17 protein-coding genes are annotated in these 23,019 nt (G+C 49.5%); 2 read left to right on the top strand and 15 right to left on the bottom strand.

All coding sequences use genetic code 11. From position 1 onward, the window contains the following. Positions 1 to 184 precede the first annotated feature (184 nt). The 12 genes from AC58UX_RS03265 to AC58UX_RS03210 form a co-directional block, all read right to left on the bottom strand. Entirely contained in the window at positions 185 to 2,428 is a 2,244-nt protein-coding gene (locus tag AC58UX_RS03265; RefSeq protein ID WP_497249657.1) for a helix-turn-helix domain-containing protein, read from the bottom strand. Positions 2,429 to 2,543: 115 nt separating this feature from the next. Next, entirely contained in the window at positions 2,544 to 3,332 is a 789-nt protein-coding gene (locus AC58UX_RS03260) for an SDR family NAD(P)-dependent oxidoreductase (RefSeq protein WP_497249656.1), read from the bottom strand. 33 nt (positions 3,333 to 3,365) lie between these two features. Further along, positions 3,366 to 4,157: an SDR family oxidoreductase gene (locus tag AC58UX_RS03255; protein WP_497249655.1), complete on the bottom strand. Its 792-nt coding sequence runs from the start codon at positions 4,155 to 4,157 to the stop codon at positions 3,366 to 3,368. Between the two features lie 13 nt (positions 4,158 to 4,170). Beyond that, positions 4,171 to 4,998, bottom strand: a complete 828-nt coding sequence (locus AC58UX_RS03250) for an HpcH/HpaI aldolase family protein (RefSeq protein ID WP_497249654.1) — start codon at positions 4,996 to 4,998, stop codon at positions 4,171 to 4,173. After that, positions 4,982 to 5,956 carry a Gfo/Idh/MocA family oxidoreductase gene (locus tag AC58UX_RS03245; RefSeq protein ID WP_497249653.1) on the bottom strand — a complete coding sequence of 325 codons (975 nt, stop codon included), beginning with the start codon at positions 5,954 to 5,956 and terminating at the stop codon, positions 4,982 to 4,984. Before AC58UX_RS03245 ends, AC58UX_RS03250 begins: the two co-directional genes overlap by 17 nt. A gap of 13 nt (positions 5,957 to 5,969) precedes the next feature. Then, entirely contained in the window at positions 5,970 to 6,761 is a 792-nt protein-coding gene (locus tag AC58UX_RS03240) for an IclR family transcriptional regulator (RefSeq protein ID WP_497249652.1), read from the bottom strand. A gap of 22 nt (positions 6,762 to 6,783) precedes the next feature. Beyond that, a complete protein-coding gene (locus tag AC58UX_RS03235) occupies positions 6,784 to 7,542 on the bottom strand; it encodes an SDR family NAD(P)-dependent oxidoreductase (RefSeq protein WP_497249651.1) in 759 nt (252 codons plus the stop codon). Between the two features lie 12 nt (positions 7,543 to 7,554). Further along, on the bottom strand, positions 7,555 to 8,874 hold the full coding sequence (locus AC58UX_RS03230; RefSeq protein ID WP_497249650.1) for an aspartate aminotransferase family protein: 1,320 nt from the start codon (positions 8,872 to 8,874) through the stop codon (positions 7,555 to 7,557). 73 nt (positions 8,875 to 8,947) lie between these two features. Then, complete coding sequence (locus AC58UX_RS03225; protein ID WP_497249649.1) at positions 8,948 to 10,450, bottom strand: M81 family metallopeptidase; 1,503 nt, start codon at positions 10,448 to 10,450, stop codon at positions 8,948 to 8,950. A 1-nt stretch (position 10,451) separates the two neighbouring features. Beyond that, the gene (locus tag AC58UX_RS03220) at positions 10,452 to 10,847 is read right to left on the bottom strand and encodes a RidA family protein (protein ID WP_497249648.1); all 396 of its coding nucleotides are present in this window, start codon (positions 10,845 to 10,847) and stop codon (positions 10,452 to 10,454) included. A 46-nt stretch (positions 10,848 to 10,893) separates the two neighbouring features. Next, positions 10,894 to 12,003, bottom strand: a complete 1,110-nt coding sequence (locus tag AC58UX_RS03215; RefSeq protein WP_497249647.1) for an alanine racemase — start codon at positions 12,001 to 12,003, stop codon at positions 10,894 to 10,896. 99 nt (positions 12,004 to 12,102) lie between these two features. Further along, the gene (locus AC58UX_RS03210) at positions 12,103 to 13,260 is read right to left on the bottom strand and encodes an N-acetylglucosamine-6-phosphate deacetylase (RefSeq protein WP_497249646.1); all 1,158 of its coding nucleotides are present in this window, start codon (positions 13,258 to 13,260) and stop codon (positions 12,103 to 12,105) included. A 446-nt stretch (positions 13,261 to 13,706) separates the two neighbouring features. Between AC58UX_RS03210 and AC58UX_RS03205 the strand changes: the two genes are divergently transcribed. Then, complete coding sequence (locus AC58UX_RS03205) at positions 13,707 to 16,595, top strand: carbohydrate binding domain-containing protein (protein WP_497249645.1); 2,889 nt, start codon at positions 13,707 to 13,709, stop codon at positions 16,593 to 16,595. Positions 16,596 to 16,669: 74 nt separating this feature from the next. On the opposite strand, the gene AC58UX_RS03200 is transcribed toward AC58UX_RS03205, so the two are convergent. From AC58UX_RS03200 to AC58UX_RS03190, 3 genes are read right to left on the bottom strand one after another with little or no spacing between them, the layout of a single operon-like run. After that, the gene (locus AC58UX_RS03200; protein ID WP_497249644.1) at positions 16,670 to 18,499 is read right to left on the bottom strand and encodes a cache domain-containing sensor histidine kinase; all 1,830 of its coding nucleotides are present in this window, start codon (positions 18,497 to 18,499) and stop codon (positions 16,670 to 16,672) included. A 27-nt stretch (positions 18,500 to 18,526) separates the two neighbouring features. Next, entirely contained in the window at positions 18,527 to 20,059 is a 1,533-nt protein-coding gene (locus AC58UX_RS03195) for an extracellular solute-binding protein (RefSeq protein ID WP_497249643.1), read from the bottom strand. A 34-nt stretch (positions 20,060 to 20,093) separates the two neighbouring features. Further along, entirely contained in the window at positions 20,094 to 21,197 is a 1,104-nt protein-coding gene (locus AC58UX_RS03190) for an SGNH/GDSL hydrolase family protein (RefSeq protein ID WP_497249642.1), read from the bottom strand. Positions 21,198 to 21,444: 247 nt separating this feature from the next. Here AC58UX_RS03190 and AC58UX_RS03185 point away from each other — a divergent pair, with 247 nt between their 5' ends. Next, positions 21,445 to 23,019, top strand: coding sequence for an FAD-dependent oxidoreductase (locus AC58UX_RS03185; protein WP_497250038.1), 1,575 nt, complete (start codon positions 21,445 to 21,447; stop codon positions 23,017 to 23,019).

Genomic DNA, 23,019 nt, shown 5'->3' with positions numbered 1-23,019 from the left:
CTCCATCTCATCTTTGTGAACCCACCTGCATCTGATGTGTAACAAATCGTTAGCGTACCACCAAATTAGCACGCCCTCACGGCCTCTGAGTAGGTAAAATAAGTTAGAAAGACATGGAATTCATTAGTCCTACACCTAAATATAAAGAAAATGACCTATATCTATAAAATTCCAAGTTCTATTTTCACCCGATCTGCCCTAAAAGCTGCTTGCGATATTGCGAAGGAGACAGTCCCGTGTTCTCTTTGAACCAAATGCTGAAGTAATGCGGGTCGGTAAAGCCGACCTGAACGGCCACGTTCTTGATTTTATTCCCCGGCTCCATCAGTAGGCGCTTCGCATGCTCCATTCGCACTTGCCCCACATAATCTGTAAAGCCGACACCGACTTCTTTCTTGAACAATTGGCTAAAATAATTCGCATTCAACCCGATCTGCTCGACAACGGAATCGATTCCAAGTCCGACATCACTATACTGCTCGTGAATGATCGTCAAGGATTTAATAATATTTCTGCTTTGTTTCTTCTCTTGCTGTTCATGTATACCTAAATGCTCTCTCAGCAGCGCAATAAATTGCCGCCCGTTCTTCTCCAAGGGCTGTGATAACAGCTTCTCTTGCACATCGCCGAACCAATTTGTGTTGAGCACAGCTGAATGCCCCGACTTGATCAATAGCTTATACAGATGATTGTATAAAGCGGCCATGAATGCATAGAGAACATGCGGAACGAGATGGCCCGCTCTGGCATAGACAATGAACTCCTCCATAACAGCTGCGCAATTGTCGATATCGCGTTCCTCCATGTAATAGAGCAGCTTATTTTCAAAAGCTTCCGGATATTGCGATTTCCACGAATCGCCAACGAAATAAATGTTGGTCTGATCGTCCATTCGTTCTCCAACCAAGTAATTGAGCAATGCCTTGGCCTCTTCGAACGAGGTCTTAATCAGGTTAACATGCTCGTATTGGTTTCCTACAAACGCATACATAGGTAGATCGAGCCGCTCTTTCAGGCCGGCCATCAATTCATTGATTTTATGTAAAGCCTCATCAGCCTCACCATTGAAAATGAAACAATATTGCTCGTCGGATAAATAAATGGAGATCATCTCATGTCCGTCTTCGAACTCATGAATAATCGATTCCAGCTTATCTAAATCCGCTTTCTCATACCGGCAGTGCAAATGCAGCAGCGCCACACGGAACGAGGCACTATTGAGTCGGAAACCTAGTCTTTCTTCAAAGCGCAGCGCTTCAGATTCCGTCAAACTGCCTTCCAGCAAGGAGCGGACCAGCTTCTCCCGCATGAGCGGCTCACCTTCACGGACCTTATCGATCATGTGATTAAAAGCACGCCCTAAATCTCCTAGCTCATCTTTATATAAAGGTTGAAATTTCAAATTCAGATTACCTTGCTCGACATTGCGCAGCATGCGAATCATTTTCCGCAGCGGCATAGAGATTGTTCTGGCAATTAATACGGATACGAGCACCATCAGGGCGAGAGAACCGCCAAGAAATGCTACCCATAAATTGTTGATTTCTTTCAGATCCTTGAGAAGTACGTTCTGAGGAATCGTGTGTACAAACGTCCAATTGGTTAAAGCATGCTTTGAATAGGCAGTGACATAGTTGCTGGGTATTTGGGTGTAATGTCCTTTAGTTCCAGTTAAATTGGAAACATCAATGGGAGGAACGCTTTCTCCATTCCCGGCGGAAAAGATGAAACCGTTTGAGTCGACGATGCTGTTCGTGCCTTCCTCCAAATTCGAAGATGCCAGGTAATTGTCGAGTATGTTTGGGGAAATGGAAATAATGAGATAACCGAGGATTTGTAAATTGTTTTTATCGTAAATCGTCTTGAACATAACAATAGACGTTTGCATATCACGCCACTTGATGAAGGACCAGAGCGAATTGCTGCTATTATTGTTTGCCATTTTGTTATACCAGCCTTGGTTGATGAATTCATCACTAACCAAATAGCTTGGCGTAAAATTCATCCCGACACCGCTGTCATACACATTCATATACTTATCCACGAGATAAATCGCTTGAATGCCATAAAACCGGTCGGACAACTGCCTTAATTGATCATAAATGTAATTGTAAGCTTGAATTCGGGGGATTCCGTTTAAATTCGCCGCATTGCCGCTCAACGGATCTTGAACGTTTTCATTGTAGACCAGCAGCTGAGATGATTTCTCAATACTTTGAAAATAATTGTCCATGCTGCCCGTGAAATACTCGATTTTTTGCAGCATCGCATTGCCTTCTCTGTCTGTCATAAATCGCTTGATATAGGTCGAGGACAACAAGGCAAAAATGCTAAGCGCGATGAGTGTGACAAGCGAGAACGATAACCATAGCTTCTTGACCAATTTTAAATCATGAAACATCCCGAATCCATTCGAAAACCTTCTCATAATAGTCATCACCCCATCTATCTTTAGCTACCTACTATTATACAAAATAATTGAGAGGCCTTAACAGAAAAAAAAGAAAACGGCACCCGATATCGATGCCGTTTGTTTTCTCCGCTTACTTGGCAGTATAGCCACCGTCTACTGGCATGTTGATACCTGTAACATAGAGCGAAGCATCTGAAGCGAGAAAGACAATTGGCCCCCAGATGTCGTCCGCCTTAGCCATTCGCCCCAACATCGTTCGATCATTGTAGCGCTCAACAAATTCGGGTAAATTCTTCTCCGTCTGAAAGCCGCCAGGTGAAATGCAATTGCATCTGACTTGGCGCGGTCCATAGTAACTTGCGATAAATCGGGTATAATTGACCATGCCAGCTTTGTGGAAGAAATAGTCGGGAATCAAACCGTTTAATGGAAGTCCTTCATAGAGGGTTGGATCAGGTCCAACCATGCCTTGAATCGAGCCGATGTTTATAATCGAGCCGCGCTCTTTCTCGGCCATCCAATCGCCGATAACCCGGGTAATCTCAAACAATCCTGTTGCGTTTACTGCCATACTTTTAGCAAACCTTTCCAACGGATCGTTATAATGCGACATTGTGCGAGCGACAGCATTGTTGATAAGCACGTCGCATTTGCCTTCTCGTTCTTCCAGCTTCCCGCGGATGCTTGGGATTGCATCTAGATCTTCCTGATCAAATTGGATGGCGTGCACCGTGTACCCGTCTTTTCTGAAGCTTTCTTCAATGGCTTCGAGGCGCGACTCGTCGCGTGACGTTACGTACACATTGCCTCCTGCTTGCGCACAGGCCGTCGCGATTTGTGTGCCATACAGCCCCGCCCCTCCTGTAATAAGCACCGTCTTGCCAGTAAGTGAGAAACTATTCATCACATTCGCATTCAAGTGAATTTCCTCCTGTTCGAGCTGCAAGTAACGTTACCAAGCCGTCCAACCTCCATCAACCACGAGATTCGTACCGGTCATATAGCTGGAAGCGTTAGAGGCTATTAAGATGACTGCACCCACCATTTCATCGGGCTTCCCTACGCGACCTAGCATGGTTTTGGCATTTAAATTGGCAAGAAATTGTTCACTAGGACCCGTGCTCATGTTCGGAAAAGGGCCCGGCGAAACGCTGTTGCAGCGAATGCCGTACTTGGCCAGATGAGCGGCACAGTACCGGGTCAGCTGGACGACGCCAGCCTTCCCTGCACCATAATTCGGCGGGTTGTTCGCGCCGCTGTCGCCGTAAATTGAAGGATCGGGAGACACAATGCCGTACATTGAGGCAAAGTTAATGATCGATCCGCCGCCGCTATCCCGCATGTACGGGATCGCTTCCCGCGTACAGCGAAACGTCGTGCCTGACGCACCGTCCACACCTTTTTGCCAAACTTCGTCTGTCATGAATTCAAGCTCTGCCCCTTTGCCATAACCCGCTCCATATGTGGCACAGTTGACCAATACGTCCAACCGGCCTGCTGCTTCGTGATGGGACTTAAACATTTCCTGAATCGATTCGGTCTTGGCGACATCGCACACCACATGGCGTAAACGACCTTCTTGCAAAGCCACGTCCAAATCTGGCGTGTCGCGAAAGGTTAGATCCGCCAGTGTAACATCAGCGCCAAATGCTAACAGTGCCTCCGTCAACGCGGAGCCGAGATAACCAGAGCCACCCGTGATGATAACGCTTTTATTATGTAAAGAGAATAAGTCCGTGTACATCAGTCGACCTCCCTCAGCTCTTGGTTGAGCCGTAAACGGAGTCCGCTCCAGCTCCAGCGCTGCGGTTAAGGCTCGATGCAATACCGCTTAAATATTGCCCGAGGCCGACAACATCAGCCCCCACGCTAACAAAGTTATAGCCCATCGCCGTCAAATCTGCCAAATTGCTTGTGCTGCCTACGGTGCCTGCAAATTTTCCGTGCTTCTGTGCTAGCCGAGCCACGGTCTGGCGCGTTTCTACAAGCAGCGGATGATCCCACTTGCCGGGAGCACCGATTCCTTGGCTGAAATCCCCTGGACCGAAGAAGATCATATCAAGGCCAGGCAAAGCAATAATTTCCTCCAGCTCATCAAGCGGCTCGGGATCTTCGATTTGCAGCACATTGAAGCGTTGATCATTCGCTTGTGCCATGTAGGCGTCCAGCTCCAAATTGCAAAAGGCGCCATCTGCATTTCCGCCATCCAAAGGTCGACGGCCGATCGGGTAAAACTTCGTTTGATGGATAACCTGCTTGGCATCTGCCAAGCTCATCACATGGGGGATCATGATCCCTGTTGCATCCATCTCCAGCGGACGAACAAGGTCGCTATAACTGCCTCTTGCTACACGTACGAGTACATCCACATCATAGGCTTTCGCCGCCCAAATCTGCCTTTCAATAACGGCGAAATCATTCGGAACATGCTCCATGTCTGTCCATAGGCAGTCTACGCCTGAGATTCTAGCCGCCATTTCCGTAATTCGCGGATCGGCAAGGTTCAGCTTCAGTGCAATCGCTGTTTCTCCGGCGCGGAGCTTGCGCAAGACACGGCTCGGGCGCATATTAAAATTGGTAGCCATCTTTCGTTCCCCCTTCATCATTCGCAGCAATCTCCTCTAGCAATACAACTCTCCCGCCTTCTTCTCGGCTTCGAATGCCGGCAATGACCATGCGCATTAACTCTTCGGTTTCACTAAAAGGAAATGGTCTCTCCCCCGTGCGAAGGTAGGAGACGAACGCTTCAAGCTGCGTCTTGAAAGAATAAAACGTATCTTGCATCGTTACCGTTGCACTACCGCTCGTACCGCACAGCTGCAGCATGCCATGCGATCCGTATAGATCATCGATCGCAATGACAGCCACATCACCATGCGTGCGATGCTTGAATAGAACGATGTTCCGCTCTTTGGTGCCTGTGTTTTGAGCAGAAATGAAGCCGGGTCCAAGAATCGGATAAACGGCTTCCAGGGCATGAATGCCATAACGCTCCCAGCTTTTGCAAGTGGTGATACTGGAGAACCGAAGCTGTCCTAACGAATGAATTGAAGTCCGATATGGCATGAATTCTTTGCAGTACCGCATGCAGCTGGAGGACATGATTCGTGCGCCATCTCGCACCCATCGCTGGAACTGTTTCAGATCCCGCTCATTATCAGTCAGCGGCTTATCGACGAAGATCGGTAAGCCCGCCTCGACGAACGGCCGACAGCGTTCCACATGCTCATATCCTTTGTCTGTTGAGATGATCACTGCATCCACATGCCCGATGACATCCTCTGGATTTCCCACGATGTGCGGGATTCGCGATGCTTTGGCCACATGAATGGCATCCTTAGGGTCATCCGTCCAAATATGTGTGACTGAAGCTCCGGGAATTTGCAGCGTATCTACGGGTTCTTTCGCTAAATAAATCGGGATGCCAGGAAATGGGCACTCGGCCATCGTTTCCTTGTCATAGTTGTTGAACATGGCGCTCCAGGAATACGGATGTCCATTCCCATCGACCATACCAAGCATGGCGATGCGTAATGGTTGCATATGAAATCTCCTTTCAATGCACAGATGGATAGCCTAACTTTCGAGAAATCCGATTCGCCGCAGCTTTAATGCTTTCCGCCATTTCAGGAATGACTTCATCTGCGAAACGATGCATAGCTCCAGACATACTTACAGCACCCTCAATGTTGCCGTACATGTTGAAGATCGGGGCAGCCAAGCAGCGTGCGCCTTCTACAATCTCTTGATTATCCAATGCGAACCTTTGCTCACGAACCCGCTGTAGCTCCAAATGAAACTGCTCCTTGGTCACGATTGTATTGGGGGTTAATGCGCGCAGCCCGTGAGTTGCGATAAGCTCGTTTACGTGCTCCTCGGGTAAAAAAGCGGTCATCGCTTTTCCCATCGCTGTCGCGTGGAAAGGTGATCTTGAGCCCACCGTATCGGTCATGCGAAGCGGCTGTGTGCTTTCTAAAATTTCGACGTACAGCACGTCTCCCTCTATGAGCACACCTAGATTAATTGTGTCGCCATACTGGTCGGAAAGTTTTTTCATTTCGTGCAGAGCGGCTGATCTTAGCGTATTTCTTTCTAACATGCTTCGCGTCAGCATCAATTGCTTATAGCCTAGACAGTATTTACCGTTCTCATCGTCTCTGCTGATGAATCCCCGGTTTTCTAACGTTAGTACGATGCGGTACGTCGACGATTTCGGCTGATCCAGCAAATCCGTCAGCTCCAATAAGTTCAGGGAACCGTGTTCAGCTAACAGTTCAAGTAAATCCAAAGCTTTATCAATCGATTGAATGGTATAGCGCTCCTGTTTCTCTCCTGTATCCTTGCTCATAATTTCGTGTAATCTCCTTTTGTCAGGATAACTTGATGAGTTGTCCGCCATCTACAACGAGGCAGTGTCCTGTCATGTAACGAGAATCGTTCGTGGCCATAAAAAGGGCAGCATCCGCGATTTCCTCAGGTACACCGGCACGGCCCATGGGAATCGTTTTTAAATAAGGCCCAAACGCGGCTGGATTATCAATCAATGGCTTCGTGAGCCGCGTCTCGATAAAACCCGGGCAAAGGGCGTTGACGCGAATGCCAAGCGGCGCAAGCTCCAGTGCCATCGACATCGTGAGCAGGTTAATGCCGCCTTTGGTGGCGTTGTAATGGGCTTGATCTCCTTCAGCAGCCAAACCGTTCACACTAGACATATTAATGATGGAACCGCCTTTTCCCTGTTGAACCAGCAATTTAGCCACCGCTTGCCCGGCAAGAAACGTTCCTTTCAAATTAATCGCCATGTGTCGATCCCACTCCGATTCCTCGATTTTGAGGAACGGGGCCGGGGAGCAAATGCCAGCGTTGTTAACCAGTACATCAATGGTGCCCCAATGGCTCAGTACTGTATCCACCATGCGATCGACGTCCGATTTCAGCTGGACGTCTCCGTCGATCCAGATGACTTCGCCGTTGTTGGCGGCAATTTCCTCAGCCGTCGCTTGAAGCGCCGTTTTATCTCGCCCCGTTATAGCGACTTTCGCGCCTTCAGCGGCGAAGCGGACAGCTGTCGCTTTGCCGATGCCCGTTGAGCCGCCAGTAATCAGGGCAATCGAATCTTTCATCCTCATGTGATTTCCCCCTCACAGCTTAGCTAGCGCCTGATCGACCGCCGCTAACGTCTCTTCAATCTCTTGCTCCCCATGTACAGCCGATAGATACCACAACCCATTGGGCCGCACGAGCACGCCTTCTTCCAGCATTTTACCAGCAAACTCGGCATACTTCCCGGCATCCCGCTTCGTAAAAGCAGCGAAATCTTCAACCATGGACTCCTGCGTGAACATCATATGAAAGACCGGACCAATATGGTTGATGATCCCCGGGATACGATGCTTGTCGAGCAAACTGCGAATCCCTCCAACCAGCTGGGCAGCGTTATTTTCCATTTTCGCATAAACCGCTCCCTCGTCCTTGGATAGCTCCGCAATCGTGGCCAGGGCCGCCGAGGTCGCAACGCTGTTTCCATTCAGTGTGCCGAGGTGGCTGACCGTTCCGTTCTCAATCAGCGCCATAATTTCCTTACAGCCAGCTACAGCGCTAATGGCGATACCACCGCCTAACGCTTTACCAATCGTGACCAGATCCGGCTTTAAACCGAATTTGCCATGCGCACCACTCAAGCCAAGTCGGAATCCAGTAATGACTTCATCGAGAATCATCACGATGCCTAGCTCTTTCGTAAGACTGCGCATCTGTTCCAGATAACCCGCTTTCGGGAGAACGCAGCCCGAATTGCACATCACAGGCTCGGAAATCACAGCAGCAATGTCACCGTGATGTTCACGCAAAGCTGCCTCCAAGGCAGCAGGGTCGTTCCACGGAAGCAGGAGGATATCGTCCAGCGCCAGTTCACTCTGCCCGCTTGTGCCGGGCAATATCGCTTTTTCCACGGGTGCGTCTACACCTGTTGATGCGGATTGGCGCATATCCGAGCTAGGAAATGCGGTGAAAATCGCATCGGACCACCCGTGATAATGACCATGAAAACGGACAATTTTGCGCTTGCCGGTATGGGCGCGTGCTAATCGAAGCGCCAGCATAACCGCTTCCGTGCCTGAACCGCTTAAGGCCACCTTATCGGCACACGGTAAAATTTCGGTCAGCTGACGGGCTACTTCAATTTCCCCCTCATGCTGAAGACCATATGTAATTCCGCGCTTCATCGCTTCATAGACCTGCTCCAAGGTCGCTTGGTGCGCGTGGCCCAAAATTAACGGACCATAGCCTAGCAAATAATCGATATACACATTCCCGTCTACATCCGAGATGCGAGGACCTGACCCTGCTGACGCAAACAAGGGGGTAGGCTTCATCGCACTTCTTAAGGAGCTTGCGACGCCTCCGGCCAAATAGGTTTGTGATTCCGAATATTTTTGCTTCGACTTCTCAACAGTGATCATAGGTAACTCCTCCATCAATCTTATGTCTTCGGAGAGTAATGTCGTCAAGAACGTCTAGGATGTTAGGAAAATCTTAAGTATAAAGTCCAAATCTCGGTTGAGGCACCGCATCAAAGGGAAATACAGGCCGACTTACATGGTTATATTGAAAATGCAACAAATTCGCGTTGCAACAACCCGGTGAATCCACGTTGATGACATGCTTAGCGAAAGTGCCAAATGCTGTCTGCCAGGCTAGCGCTGATTTGGCTACGATAATGTGATAATCCCCCGGCCACAATCCGACCGAGCGCACATGTCCTACATCCCAAGGAGCAACCCGCTTCTCCGTCAAAATGATCGTCAGCTGTCCGCATTCGAGGACGGCCGTTTTACCCATTTCGGCTTGTTGGCCTGTCATATACGGACCGACATGTCGGTAATGACCATCAAACAGCAGCCGAACCCGCCCATGTACCGCGACAGGCTTGCCGTGTAAGGTATCGCTTTTACCCCCGACATGACTTTCAAAAGTACCTCCAACGCCTATCCGGCATGCGGCTTCCACCGCTTCTGGATCGCGGATGACAATCAACGCTTTCACTGGCGCGGTTGTCAATTCCGCGAGGAGATGAGTCGCATCTGCTGTGGCGCCTCCCCCCACATTATCTGAGCCTTCCGCCAGGATAACTGGACCTTCCGGTTGGGCCAAAGCTTTCGCAACCGCTTCGCGAGGTGGGTCATAGGCAACATTGAACGCTTCCTTATGGTCGATGGCCATCTGCGTAAGCTCCGCCACACAACGTTCAGCGAGCTCCGCATCGTCGTTCGTCGTCACCACAAACGACATCCCGGCATCCGGCACATCACTGTACGGAAAGCCGCCAGCCACGGTCACGTTCAGTACGCCAGGCAGCTGTTCCATGCTGAACGCACGCTCCATCAGAGCCTTCATGCTGCCTTCGTCTGTCATCATCCCCTGGGGAACAACGAGCATCCCCGTATGTGCGAGAGCCCGAACTGGGCGAATACCACCGCGGATTTTACTGACAAGCAAAGCGAACGCTTCGATAGCCCGTTCATACATATCCACATGCGGGTACGTATCGTAACCGACCAGCAGATCTACGTGCTGAACCATCGCTTGGCTAATATTGCCATGAAGATCAAGCGTCATCGCAATGGGAAACTCATTCCCCAACCTCGCTCGTATTCGCCGCAGGCATTCTCCTTCATAATCGGGATACTGCTCCGACACCATGGCGCCGTGCATGATCAAGACAAGCCCATCCGCCGTGCTGTCGATGGAATCCACAAGCGCTTCGATCAGCGCGTTGCCCGTCCCCGCTTCTACCATGCCGCTTGGTGTTGCGGCGACGTATAGGCCGGGCAGCAAAGCGATGCCCTGCATCTCGGCAGCAGCGATCACGCCGCCCATTGATGTGCGTGTGCCTGCATACCTTCCGGTAAATGCCTCCGAACCGAGCGTCCATTGTTCACGGAAATGCCCGATGTCGGTAACACCTGGTGCAAATGTATTCGTTTCATGCAAAATACCAGCCACCGCAATCCGAAGTTGTTGGTTCTGGTCGCTCATCTTACTGGCCTTCTCCACGGCGGGAACCCACGTAAGCAATCGCATCAATTTCCACTAAATAACTTCCGATCGAGCAACCAATTGAGGTTCTTGTAGGGAATGGCCGCTTCATGATGTTTTCATAAGCTTTATTGTAACCAGGAAAATCTTCTTGTCTGGAGAGGAAGGCATTGATTTTCACAATATGATCGAGGGATAGATCAGCCGCTGCGAGAATCGTTTCAATATTCCGCAAGCATTGCGCGGTTTGTTCTTCAATCGTTTCACCGATAACTTCACGCGTTGTGGGATCTACGCCGACTTGACCTGATACGTAGACGAAATCTCCTGCACGGAGTGCTTGGGAAAAAGGAAGGGGAAATTCAGGTGCCAAATTAGTATGAATCTGTTGGGACATACGTATCGATCTCCTTTATATGTAGGTGTACAAAACAGAATGAATGCTAAGTCACTTTGCCTCTTGCATCGACTGTAATAATTCGCTCAATCTGCCCATTCCGCATGCCAAGCAGCCGATCATGCAGATTGGTGACGGCACAGCAATGATTGGGAATAATGGCTACTGTGTCTCCGACTTGCAGTGTAATCCCCTCTGGGACGGACAAAATGCCATGTTCCTCACTAAGTCGCTCGACATAAATGTCAGGGAATTCCGAGATGAAACCAAATCCTTTACGATGAGCGCTGGTGTCATTGGATAGCGTCTTCGAACCAGAATCGATGATTACGGTTCCTGGCCGCGGTGTACTAACGACTGTGGCATAAATATGCATCGCACATTCGTCTTCCCCGATAAGGCCTGTATAAAGCTGGGAGCCATCCCCAAAAACATACGCCCCAGGCCGCATCTCGGTCACGCCTCTGCCAGCGAGCTCGCCGATAAACTTCGAAGTCGGTGTCGAGCCCACGCTAATGTCCGGCACCTCCACACCTTGACGCCGCAGCGCTCGCTGCGATTCCAAGAGGGCTTCCGCTTCAGTCAGCGCGACCTCCAAGCAATCATCCGCACGACTCTTGCTATACGCCTGACCCGCATGGGTCATCAATGCAGCCAGCCGAATGCCCGGCAGCTTCGCAATCGCCAGCGCAAGCTCCGCTGTCTCATCCCCGGGTTCCTTCCCGCAGCGGTTCAAACCGCTGTTCACATCCACATAGAGCGGCACCCGCAGCTTCAGGTGCTCACCGAGCTCCGACAGCCCCTTAGCCACCTCATAGCTATCCACGCTGACAGACACTTGGACCCGCTTCAGCAGCCGTCCCAGTCGCTCGAGCTTTATTCTGCCAACAATGGGATAGGCAATCAAAATATCCGTAATGCCGCCGTCCGCCATAACCTCGGCTTCGCCAAGCTTCGCGACCGTAATGCCCGAAGCGCCATGTCGCAGCTGCTCTTGCGCGATCCAGATGCTCTTATGCGTTTTCGTATGAGGCCTTAATCGAACGCCAGTTTTGGCCGCTAAATCAGCTGTCCGCTGCAAATTCGCATCCAGCCGCTCCAGATCAATGACGATCGAGGGTGTATCCAAATGCAACTGTCCTGTATGTATTCCCACAACTTCACCACCAATTTGTTTTACTCAATGAAACCATAGTTTCATTTTTATCATATCATAAACCATGAAATTGTAGATCCATTTTAAAAAAAATATTTCTTAGTCAACATGCACGATTCGGCCCTGTAAAATCACCTTCTGGATGTTGATCTCTTCATCGACAATGAGCAGATTTGCCAGCTTGCCTTGATCGATGCTCCCCATCCGATCTGCCATATGGATGACTTTTGCCGGGTTAAGTGAAGCCATGCGGAATGCATCCACAAGCCCTAGCTCGGCATGTCTCATCATATTGCGAACCGCCATATCCATCGTCAGGCGACTGCCCGCCAAATGGCCGAGATGATTCCAATTCAAATCAGACTCATTGCCGTTGTTCACACCAGCCTCGGGCATGGCGTCCGTAATAATAATCACGCGGTCTGTCCCTTTGGTTTTGTGAATGAGCTTCAGCATCAAAGGCCGAACATGAACGCCTTCCGAATCTGGAATGACTTCAGCATATATGTCTTCATGCACGAGAACGGCCTCGTCAACGCCTACTTCGCGAGTCCCACCATACCTGGATGGCGAAGGCGTCGTACCCGATGCGTTCGTACAATGGCAGCCAATCCGCAGACCTTGGGGGACAAAGCGAAAAATCTGTTCCGCTGTCGCCTCCGAATGACCGACAGACAAGGCAATCTGATATTTCTCAGCCGCATTCACAAAGACTTCCTGACCTTCCAGCTCAGGTGCTAGCGTCCACACCTTGATGCGATCGCCAGCCACTCGCAAAATTTCTTCGTATTCGATTGGATCAACAGGACGAATGGGCGAGGTAATCGCTCCGTATTTTTTATTTATATACGGCCCTTCCATATGAATGCCAACAATCGCTTCGACGAATGGCTCGCCTGAATCCATCGCTGCAAGAATCGTCTGGAGTCCGTCACGAACCTGTTCCCGACTCTCATTGTACGTAAATGTCGGCAGAATCGCTGTCGTCCCATGCTTCAAATGTGCAAGCGCAAACGCATAAGGCTGCTCCCATGACCACACCCCGCCGCCGCCGTGACAGTGAATATCCACGAAGCCTGGGGCGATGTAGGCGCCTTTCGCATCTACTACCTCATGAACAGCAGGCACCTGGATTTCTCCCGCTTCCCCGAAATCGACAATGAGGCCGTTCTCAATCAAAACGACCCCGTTGGGGATGAGTCTGCTCGCTGTAATAATCGTGCCGTTTTGGACAACTAAACAACAATTCGCTTGCATCGATTCACCTTCTCCCTCTATAATGAAACAATGGTTTCATTATCAAGTATAGCAACTGAATTTCAACTCATCAAACCTATTTTTTTTCACTCCTCATCCAAGTCCGCATGAATGTCACGCTTACTCTCCCGGTGTCTGCATGGAACTTCCCCTTACCTAACCTTGTATCATCTCACGTGGATAAAGTCTATAAAATACAAGGAAATTACACTAAAATCGAAGGATTTTAACCTTTTTTAGCAGCCTCCTTTCCACCTAATATAGGATTACATTAGCTTAAGGAGGTGAGCAAATTAACATCTGAATAGACGCGCTCCTAGATCCAACATCAATCGGCGCATGAGCAAATGGATCGCGAGGATTGCCAGTTGATCTGGACGACGCACCCGCTTCTGCGGCCGAACACCGACAGCCTTATGGCTGCAAATCGATGGGAGGAACCAAGGATGAATGAAATCATGATTGCTCGAAAACCGGCAGCCCTACTACGCATTTTAGCTGCCTTCGCCTTACTAATCGGGCTCTTGTCCGTCTTCGCGTCACCACAAGCTGAAGCTGCATCCGTTAGCGTTGCCAATGCTGGCTTCGAGACGTTGTCGGGCTCCCTTCCGGCAAACTGGACGTTGCCTTATACCAGCGGCTATGAAAGCTCCTCAACGACTCAAAAGCACGGCGGCACCCGCAGTGTAAGAATTAATGATACAAGCGCTTCGCAACCCGGGGGCATAGTCTCACAGCCGATTTCCGTTATTCCTGGGCGTACATATACAGCCAAAATCTGGACCTATCTGCAGAGCGGTGGGCCTGTCAGTCTCTATATCGAGATGCGTAACGCACAAGGACTACGCATTGTAGCGAATCAAGACGATTCTTCGAGTACGACTGGAACATGGCAGCAATTAAGCACGAGCTTTACAGCACCATTCGGTGCTTCCAACTTGACCATTCTCGCTTACAGCCCGCAGGGAAATGTGGGAATTAGCTTCTTTGATGATGCCTCGTTGACCGTCAACGATACGAATTTCGCAGATTCTGGCGTGATCGCTCCAAATGGCAGCTTCGAAAGCATTGACGGTGGAGGTTTCCCGCTGGAGTGGACGAAGCCCTACACCAACAGTTTCGAGAGCGGAAGCACGACCCGTGCTTTCGAAGGCACGCGCAGTGTGAAGATTAACGATACGAGCGCATCGCTGAACGGTGGCGTGCAATCCAAGCAATTCTCTGTCCTGAGCGGGAAATCATACACCGCCAAGGTTAAATATTACGTGGAGAGCGGCGGGCCGTTCGATCTGTACATCCAGTATTACGATAGCAAAGGCACCCTCGTCACCTCCAAGAAAACGTCCACGACAACAACAGGCTCCTGGCAAACCTTGTCGTTAACGGATACAGCGCCATTTGCGGGCTATAATCCCGTTGTTCGTTCGGCCAATATTTTGCTGTACAGTAATCTTGGCAATACCGGCGTTGCTTATTTTGACTCCGCCGTTGTCTCGACTAAATCGACCTCCTTATCCAATGCCAGCTTCGAAAATCTCGACCTTGAAGGCTTTCCGTATCAATGGTCCGCGTCTCTTGGCAGTGGTGTAACAGCCAACTCAAGTACAACAAGAGCGACAGATCGCGATAACAGTCTGAAAATTGTAGATACGAATGCAGCAGCCGGCGGCGGCGTTCGTTCAGCCCGCATTACGACTGTTACGGCAGGCAAATCGTATGAAGCTTCCGTAAGCTATTATTTGGAAAGCGGAAATGCGGATCTGTATTTGGAATTTTGGGATGCAACGGATACCCGAATTGGTGTAACCACCCAAAACGTAACGACCACTGGCTCCTGGCAAACCGTTACTGTAAGCGGTACCGCACCTGCTGGCACGACATACGCTACCATACTGCCTTATAGCAATTATGCGAATACAGGCACATCCTACTGGGATGATATGGAATTTGCAGCTAGTGTTGTTGGTGTGGCTTCGGCTAAACAACTGTTCATTGATGACTATGTCATCGACTCGACAAGCAATGTGACGCGAACGCTGAATCAAGCAACGAAAACAGCCTCCCCTATTGTACCGTTAGATAAAGCTTGGGAAGGCGTGGGTACTTCCAACCAAGCCGTCTATATTTATGGCTCAACGATCTATGACGATGCAGCTGGCATTTACAAGATGTGGTACACCTGCCTTGACGGCTCAGGCCCTTCTTGGACTTGTTACGCTACCTCCACAAATGGAACAACATGGACTAAGCCGAATCTCGGCATCTACAACTATAACGGCAGCACGAACAACAATATTATCGGCGAGTACGGGTTGGCCAACATCGTGAAGGATACAGGCGATCCCGATGCCAACAAACGTTACAAAATGATGTATTATGCCGGAAATGTCGGCGGCGAATATTATTACAGTGTCGCTTTCTCTAGCGACGGAACCCATTTTGGAACCCCGCAAAATCTCATCCTCGGTTGGGATGTCGTCACCGTCGCATACGATGCTGTAAATGACCGCTTTATCGCTTCTGTTAAAGCGGGAGAATGGGCGTCCAAGGATATTACCTATGACATTTTCCATCGTGTACACCGGATGTCGACCAGTACCGACTTCATTAACTGGACGACACCAATCGATATGGAATCGCTGGGTGATAATACGGATACGCAAGCGTATAACGCTCTCGTCACGGACAGCTATGGCATCGGTCTGTACCCATATGAAGGTGCTTATATCGGCTTCGATTGGGTGTTCCCGATTACCGACCATACGGGATGGGATGCAGGGCCGATCTTCCCTGAGCTCGTATTCTCCCGCGACTTAACGGAAGATTGGCAGCGTCCGAGCCGCACGCCGATCATTCCGCTTGGCGCCAGCGGAACTTGGGACGACGGCATGATCTTTACAGCCAGCTACCCGATCCAAGTGGGCAATGAAGTGTGGATGTATTACGGCGGCTTCACCGAAGGACATGAAAATGTGCAGAAAACATCACGCATTGGGTTAGCCAAGTGGCGGCTGGATGGCTTCATGTCTTTGAATACCGGCGCTACCGAGGGCACGGTTGTCACCAAGCCAATGACATTCACAGGCAACTCGCTGCACCTGAATGTAAACTCTTCCGGCTCCGGGAACTATGTGAAGGTTGAATTGTTGGACGCAACAGGCGCAGTCATCCCTGGGTTCTCCAAAACAGACTCTGCCACGATCAATATAGACAGTGTCGATCAGACCGTCACTTGGGGCAGCAGCAGCAGTTTGTCCAGCCTTGCCGGGCAAACGATCTCTGTGAAGTACTATATGAAGAACACGAAGTTGTATGCGATGCAATTTAAGAATTAAATTATTGGGTTAAATAGAGAAGACCTCCGAGGAGCCATAGCTTCTTCAGAGGTCTTTCTATTATATGTAGGGTGCTACCCCGCTTGCTCCTCTAGCTGCAATTCACACATGTTCAGCGGCAGACGGAGCGTGATTTTAGTTCCCTTACCAGAGCCGCTCTCAAATAGAAACTGAGATTCGTGACCATAGTACATTTTCATCCGGCCAACGACATTGCGCAGACCGAATAAATCCTTCTCCCTTTTAACATCGGTAGAATTGCCCTCGCTAGCTTGCTTGGAAGCTTCCTCCAATTTGCCGCAAATATAAGTTAGTCTATCCGTACTGACGCCTACGCCGTTGTCGCATACTTCAAGGACAAGCCATCTTCCATCCACATAGGAGGAAATGGCAAGCTCCCCGCCCCCACTCTGCTTCTCCAACCCATGCAGCACCGCATTTTCCACTAATGGCTGCAGAAGAAGCTTCAATACATGATAGTGCGCACTTTCCTCAGCGATGTCATAGCGAACCGTAAAATGATCAAGGAATCTCAGCTGCTGCACTTTAATGTAATATTTTAAATGCTCAATCGTTTCTTTAACAGTAAATGTCTCATTTCCCTTATTCAGACTTAATCGGAAAAACTTGGATAAATTCAACACCATTTCACTGATTTCATCCGCTTCATAGTTTTTAGCGGTCCAATAAATCGAATCCAATGTGTTGTACAGAAAATGGGGATTAATCTGAGACTGCAAAAATTTCAGTTCCATTTTAGACAATAGAAGCTGTTTCTCGTAGTGATCCCGAATCAGTGTTTTCTGATTTTCGGCCATCCGGTTAAACGATTCGATCACATACCCTAATTCATCGATCCGCGTATCTTCCAATTGGATGGTGAAATTACCCGTACGCAGCTGCTTCATCCCATAAGCCAGCTTCCGCAATGGGGCGGATATCCCTCTGTAAATAATCCAAGAAGCCCAAATGGCCAATACCAAGCTGACGACGAGAATGCCATACGTAAATATTTTCAACGAGTCGGTATGACGCCGAATTTCCCACAATGGCTGCTCCATCATCAGCGACCACCCCGATAACTTCGACTTTACGCTGATCGTGACCATCTCCGTGCCGGTCTGCGGTGATTTACGAATCGTTCTGACTTTGTCAGCGTTGTCCCAAACTTGGGGATTCACACTTGCTCCTGTTCCCGTTATCGATCTTCCCTCGTGATCAACGAGATAAATATTCGCATTTTTGGAAGGCAGAAGCGGCTTTGCCAGCTCGATTAATGCGCTCTTCTTCACGGAAAGGATGAGCAAGTTCGGATTCATTAGAGTCCGGTTATATGGGTCCATCGTCCGAATCAAATGTACGCTGTCGGCATCGAAGTATGATTCACCCTGCTGCGGTGTAAAAAAAATTGTTCCCCCATTAGCTTCCATTAAATGCTGATACCATTCCTGTTTCTCTGCTCCTGCGGGCAGCTTGCTTCCACCGAATTTAGTGGAAATGACTGTGCGCGAAGGCATGTGGATGATCGTAATCTGATCGACAATGAGATTGACCGTCGTCATACTCGTAATCTGATCCATCACCTGAGCAAAGTGAACGAACGACTGCTTCTCTGGCTCCTGACCGACGGACTGCAACGTGGTATTCACGTTCATATCGAAGGCGATCAAGGAGGACAACTGCTCAATGTTCTGCAGGGTCAAGTCGATATAATCCGTCATCGTATGCAGAGCTCCCTGTGTTCTCTCACCTGTCTGCACCTCCAAAATCGTTTGCGATTTGGCAATGGCAAACAAACTAAAGCCAGCTAACGGAAGCAAAATGAGTAAAAAATACCAGGTTAATCGAACTTGGATATAACCGGCCAGCAATTTGCGAATTTTTGAAAGAATCTCTTTGGTCATTTCGGTAGTCCTCCTTTCATGACCGACCTAGTCCGGATAATTAACAGATTTTGACGGATTTATTTCTCGCCACCACTCGTTCACTTCACCGGTGATTTCATCTCCGCCAGCTTCCTTCCACTTTTTCACAAAAGTATCGAATTCCTCAATGGGACTTAATCCCGCAATAATTCGGGTAAATGTCTCCTCTTGCAGCTTCAAAAGCTTTACTTGATGTTTGCCCATAGCCGGCGTTGGCGGCCCATTAAATTGATCTTCCATCAGATTGTTTTCAATCTGCTGCACGTTGTCATAGAGGTGGAATTGCGAACCAAGTGCCTCTAGTCGATCTCGGGTTACGGTCGGATCGGCCATATCCGCTAAAGAGCCGTAGATGCCACGATAGCCATGCTTCGTGTGTTCATCAAAGCGAATGGACAATTTGCCGTTCACGCGCGTCCAAATTTCGTTTTCGAAACCGAGCTTCAGACTTGTTTGCCCTGGGCCTGCGACGAAATCCAAAAACTTAACCACCGCTTCAGCCTTCTCGCTTTTTGCTGGAATGACATTATAAGATCGGACGGTGGACGTGCTGTAGACGCCATGTTTGCCACCCGGGCCAATAGGATATTCAAGCGGGATCCACACGGAGTTTGGATCTTTTTTACGGTTGGCTGCAATATGTGTGCGCGTATCAGACCAAGCGGCTGAGAATAAGCCTACTTGCCCATTCACGATTTTTTCGCCTAGTACGTCTATTTTATTCAGCGGGAATTCGGGGTCCAAAATGTCTTCGTCATACAAACCGCGAAGATAAAGAAGCGCCTCTTTCATTTCCGGGAGGATGCCCGAATACACCAGTTTGCCATCTCGTTCATACCACGCTTTCATTTGTACGCCAAAAGCGCCAAGAAATGGCGACGTCCGTCGAAGCCGCTCCAGAATGGATAGGCCATAGGTATCCTTTTTCCCATTGCCATCCGGGTCTTTCTCAGCAAAAGCCCTCATCACCTTCGTGTACTCCTCGATCGTCTTTGGAGGCTTCAGTCCAAGCTTGTCCAGCCAGTCTTTTCGGGCATAGACGATTTCGGTTCCTTTTACCTCGTTCAGACTAGGTATCGCGTAAATATTGCCATTCACCGTGACGTTGTCCCATGCTTCCTTGGGAATTTTGGCCCTCAGATTAGCCCCATATTTATCAATAACATCATTCAATGGCGTTAACGCTTTTTGATTCACAAAATGAATAAACCATGAGGGATCACTTGTATTGAGCAAGTCCGGAGGCTCGCCAGACGCCATAATGACGTTCAGTTTCTCATCATATCCATTTAATGGAGGGAGCGTCACATTAACCTGAACGCCAATGTTCTTCTCTATATAACTAAGATAAGGATTATGATTCTCATCCATCCCATCTGGAAAGTTCATGCCCAAGCTGTTTGCAACGATGCGAATCGCTTGTTCGCTGGCCGTATCTACTTTACTTCCTTCGTTTAACTCCAAATTCGGCAAACCGCAGCTAGCCGTCGTACAGCAAGCGAGAATGACCAGCAAGGCTGATTTCAATCGCTTCATCATGCCATCACCCCTTCAGACTTAACGGAACATACATTCACTTAGCTAATATCTTCTTCAGCACCGGTGTTAACCCGTCTGCCATTCGCATAAAACCGAGATCCGTCGGATGGACACCATCCACTGTACATTCGTGAGCATCCTCACCCAGCAAATTGGAGCCATCGTAAAAATAAAGGTTGGCATCGCCCTGTTTTCGCAGCTGTTCGACCGTTTGGAACTGCACTTGTTTGCGGTTCTCTTTATCTTGCAGCAATTGTGGTTGAAATTTTTCCTTCGCATATGTAATCCGTGAGAGAACGAGAATCGGTGTCTGCGGATGTTTATTTCGTAATATGCGAATAAATTCTGGCAGCGTAGCTTGCAGTCTTTCTGTAGAAACACAGTTAGCCTCATAGTCTAACACAAGGCACGCCGGATCCGGCATTTCCGCTATGATATGCGCGAGTTCCGGTTCTCCTTTGCCGTTGCCCGAGAAGCCTAAGTTCAGAAACTCTCTATTAATTCGCCTAGACAAAATATTTGGATAAGCCATGCCTGGTCGTGAGGCACACCCGCCTTGCGTGATCGAAGTGCCATAAATAACGACCTTTTCACTGCTATCGTAAGCAACCGGAGGTGCAGTTACAGCAGCTGGATCCAAGCCGATCCAAACTTCCTCAACACCTTGGTAAAGCGGAAAGTTCAAAGTTACGCTTCGGCTCTCTCGCTCCAAATTCGTATATATAACGCTTTCATATTCCAACTGTTTATGATCGTAGTTTGTCGTACTGTAATACAACTGCTCCCCTGGAGCTCCAATGTAACAGTCAAATCCGCATTGCCCGGTTGCAGGCATATGATACATATTCGCAACGCCAGACAGCTTCACTTTGATCGCTAGGGAGGTTGCATCAGTCATAAAGCGAATCTGCCCGCCAGCCGTGCAGTTGGCTAAGCTGTTAACCGCCTCTGGCAGCGCCCAAGCTGGATGTGCCGGCAGCCTGCGGTAAAGCATCTCCATGTTCAGCCAGCCAAAGCCTGCCACATGAAAAGGCTTTTCAAGCGGTGAATACCAGCTGAATTGATCCGATGCAGCCTGTTGAATCCGCATATTCGCATCCAGCTTCACGGCATTCACGGGTTGTTGCGGATGGGTCATCCTATACGCCTCCTCTACCTACACCTTCATAACGAACTATCATACTTGTTCGTTATGAATCTTCGCCTTCGCTTGAGCAATCCCTTTATTTTTATTGGTAATGGGTTATTAAAGTACCAAAAGAAGTCATGGTCCTCCGCTGTGGCACTTTACCAGCTGTAATACAATAAGGATAACCTGTGAAAACGTGCAGGCGAATTGCGAAAAGGAGGGACGATCTGCATTGGTAACCACGAACAGCAATCCCATTACGCATGACTACCATGCTGATATCGTCGTGATCGGCGGTGGAACCGGCGGCTGCGCAGCAGCTCTTGCCGCTGCCAAATCCGGCAAAAAAGTGATCATGACCGAGGAAACCGACTGGATCGGCGGGCAATTAACGAGCCAAGCCGTTCCACCAGATGAACATCCGTGGATCGAACAATTTGGCTGTACACGCAGTTATCGGCAGTTCCGAAATGGCGTGCGTGATTATTACCGCCGCCATTTCCCGCTTACTTCTGCGGCGCGTTCCCGAACGCTGCTGAATCCTGGCAATGGCGGCGTTTCACGACTATGTCATGAGCCACGAGCCGCTCTGGCCGTCCTGCAAGACATGCTGGCGCCCTATGTCAACAGCGGAAGGCTGCAGATTTTAACCCGCCATCGCATCGAATCAGTATCCGTGGACGGGGATGATGTTCGATCGGTATTGGTTCACAATACGGCGAATGGCGATAAGGTGACGCTCACAGCCGCTTATTTCCTTGACGCAACCGAGTGTGGCGATGTGCTGCCGCTAGCGGGCGCGGAATATGTAACAGGGGCAGAGTCAATCAGCGAAACCGGTGAGCCGCATGCTGTAGATGGTGAAGCGCTGCCGCAGGACATGCAAGGCTTTACATACTGCTTTGCCATGGATTATATCGAAGGCGAAGACCACACCATCGCACGTCCTGAGCGTTACGAATTTTGGAAGGAATACAAAGCCGAGTTTTGGCCTGATAAGCTGCTCAGCTGGTCCGGCGTTCGCCCTCATACACTAGAGACCGTTTCGTATGAGTTGTTTGAAGGGACCGAGAAGTATTCCTTGTTCTTCTATCGACGCATCATTGATAGCACGAATTTTGAGGAAGGCTTTTATCCTGGCGATATCACACTGGTCAACTGGCCACAAAACGACTACTGGCTTGGTTCCATTATCGATGTGAGCGAGGAAGACCGCGAGCGAAGCCTCTGGGATGCGAAACAGCTCAGCCTGTCCCTACTCTATTGGCTGCAAACGGAAGCGCCACGTCCTGATGGCGGCCAAGGCTACCCTGGCCTTCGTCTGCGCAAGGATATCGTCGGCACCGAGGACGGACTGGCTATGTATCCGTACATTCGGGAGTCGCGCCGAATCAAAGCGGAATTCACTGTCCTGGAGCAGCATGTGAGCACCGCCTGCCGACCTGACGGTAAAGCGGAGCAGTTCCCTGATTCCGTTGGCATTGGCTGTTACCGCATTGATCTGCATCCAAGCACGGGCAACCGTCATTATATAGATATCTCTTCCCTGCCGTTCCAGATTCCACTGGGCAGCTTAATTCCGATTCGCATGAACAATCTGCTTCCAGCATGCAAAAATCTAGGCGTTACCCACATCACCAACGGCTGTTACCGGCTCCATCCTGTCGAGTGGAACATCGGCGAAGCAGCAGGATTTTTAGCTAGTCGATGCATCGACCGCGGAATTGTACCTCGTGAGGTACGCAACAAGGAATCTGAGCTTCGCGTTTTCCAACAAATGCTTGAAAGCTACGGGATCGAGCTGTCTTGGCCGACGATGCGTCCCGTTTAA

This window comes from Paenibacillus sp. J22P90 (assembly GCF_059692195.1).
This window is presented reverse-complemented; position numbering and strand designations above follow the sequence as displayed.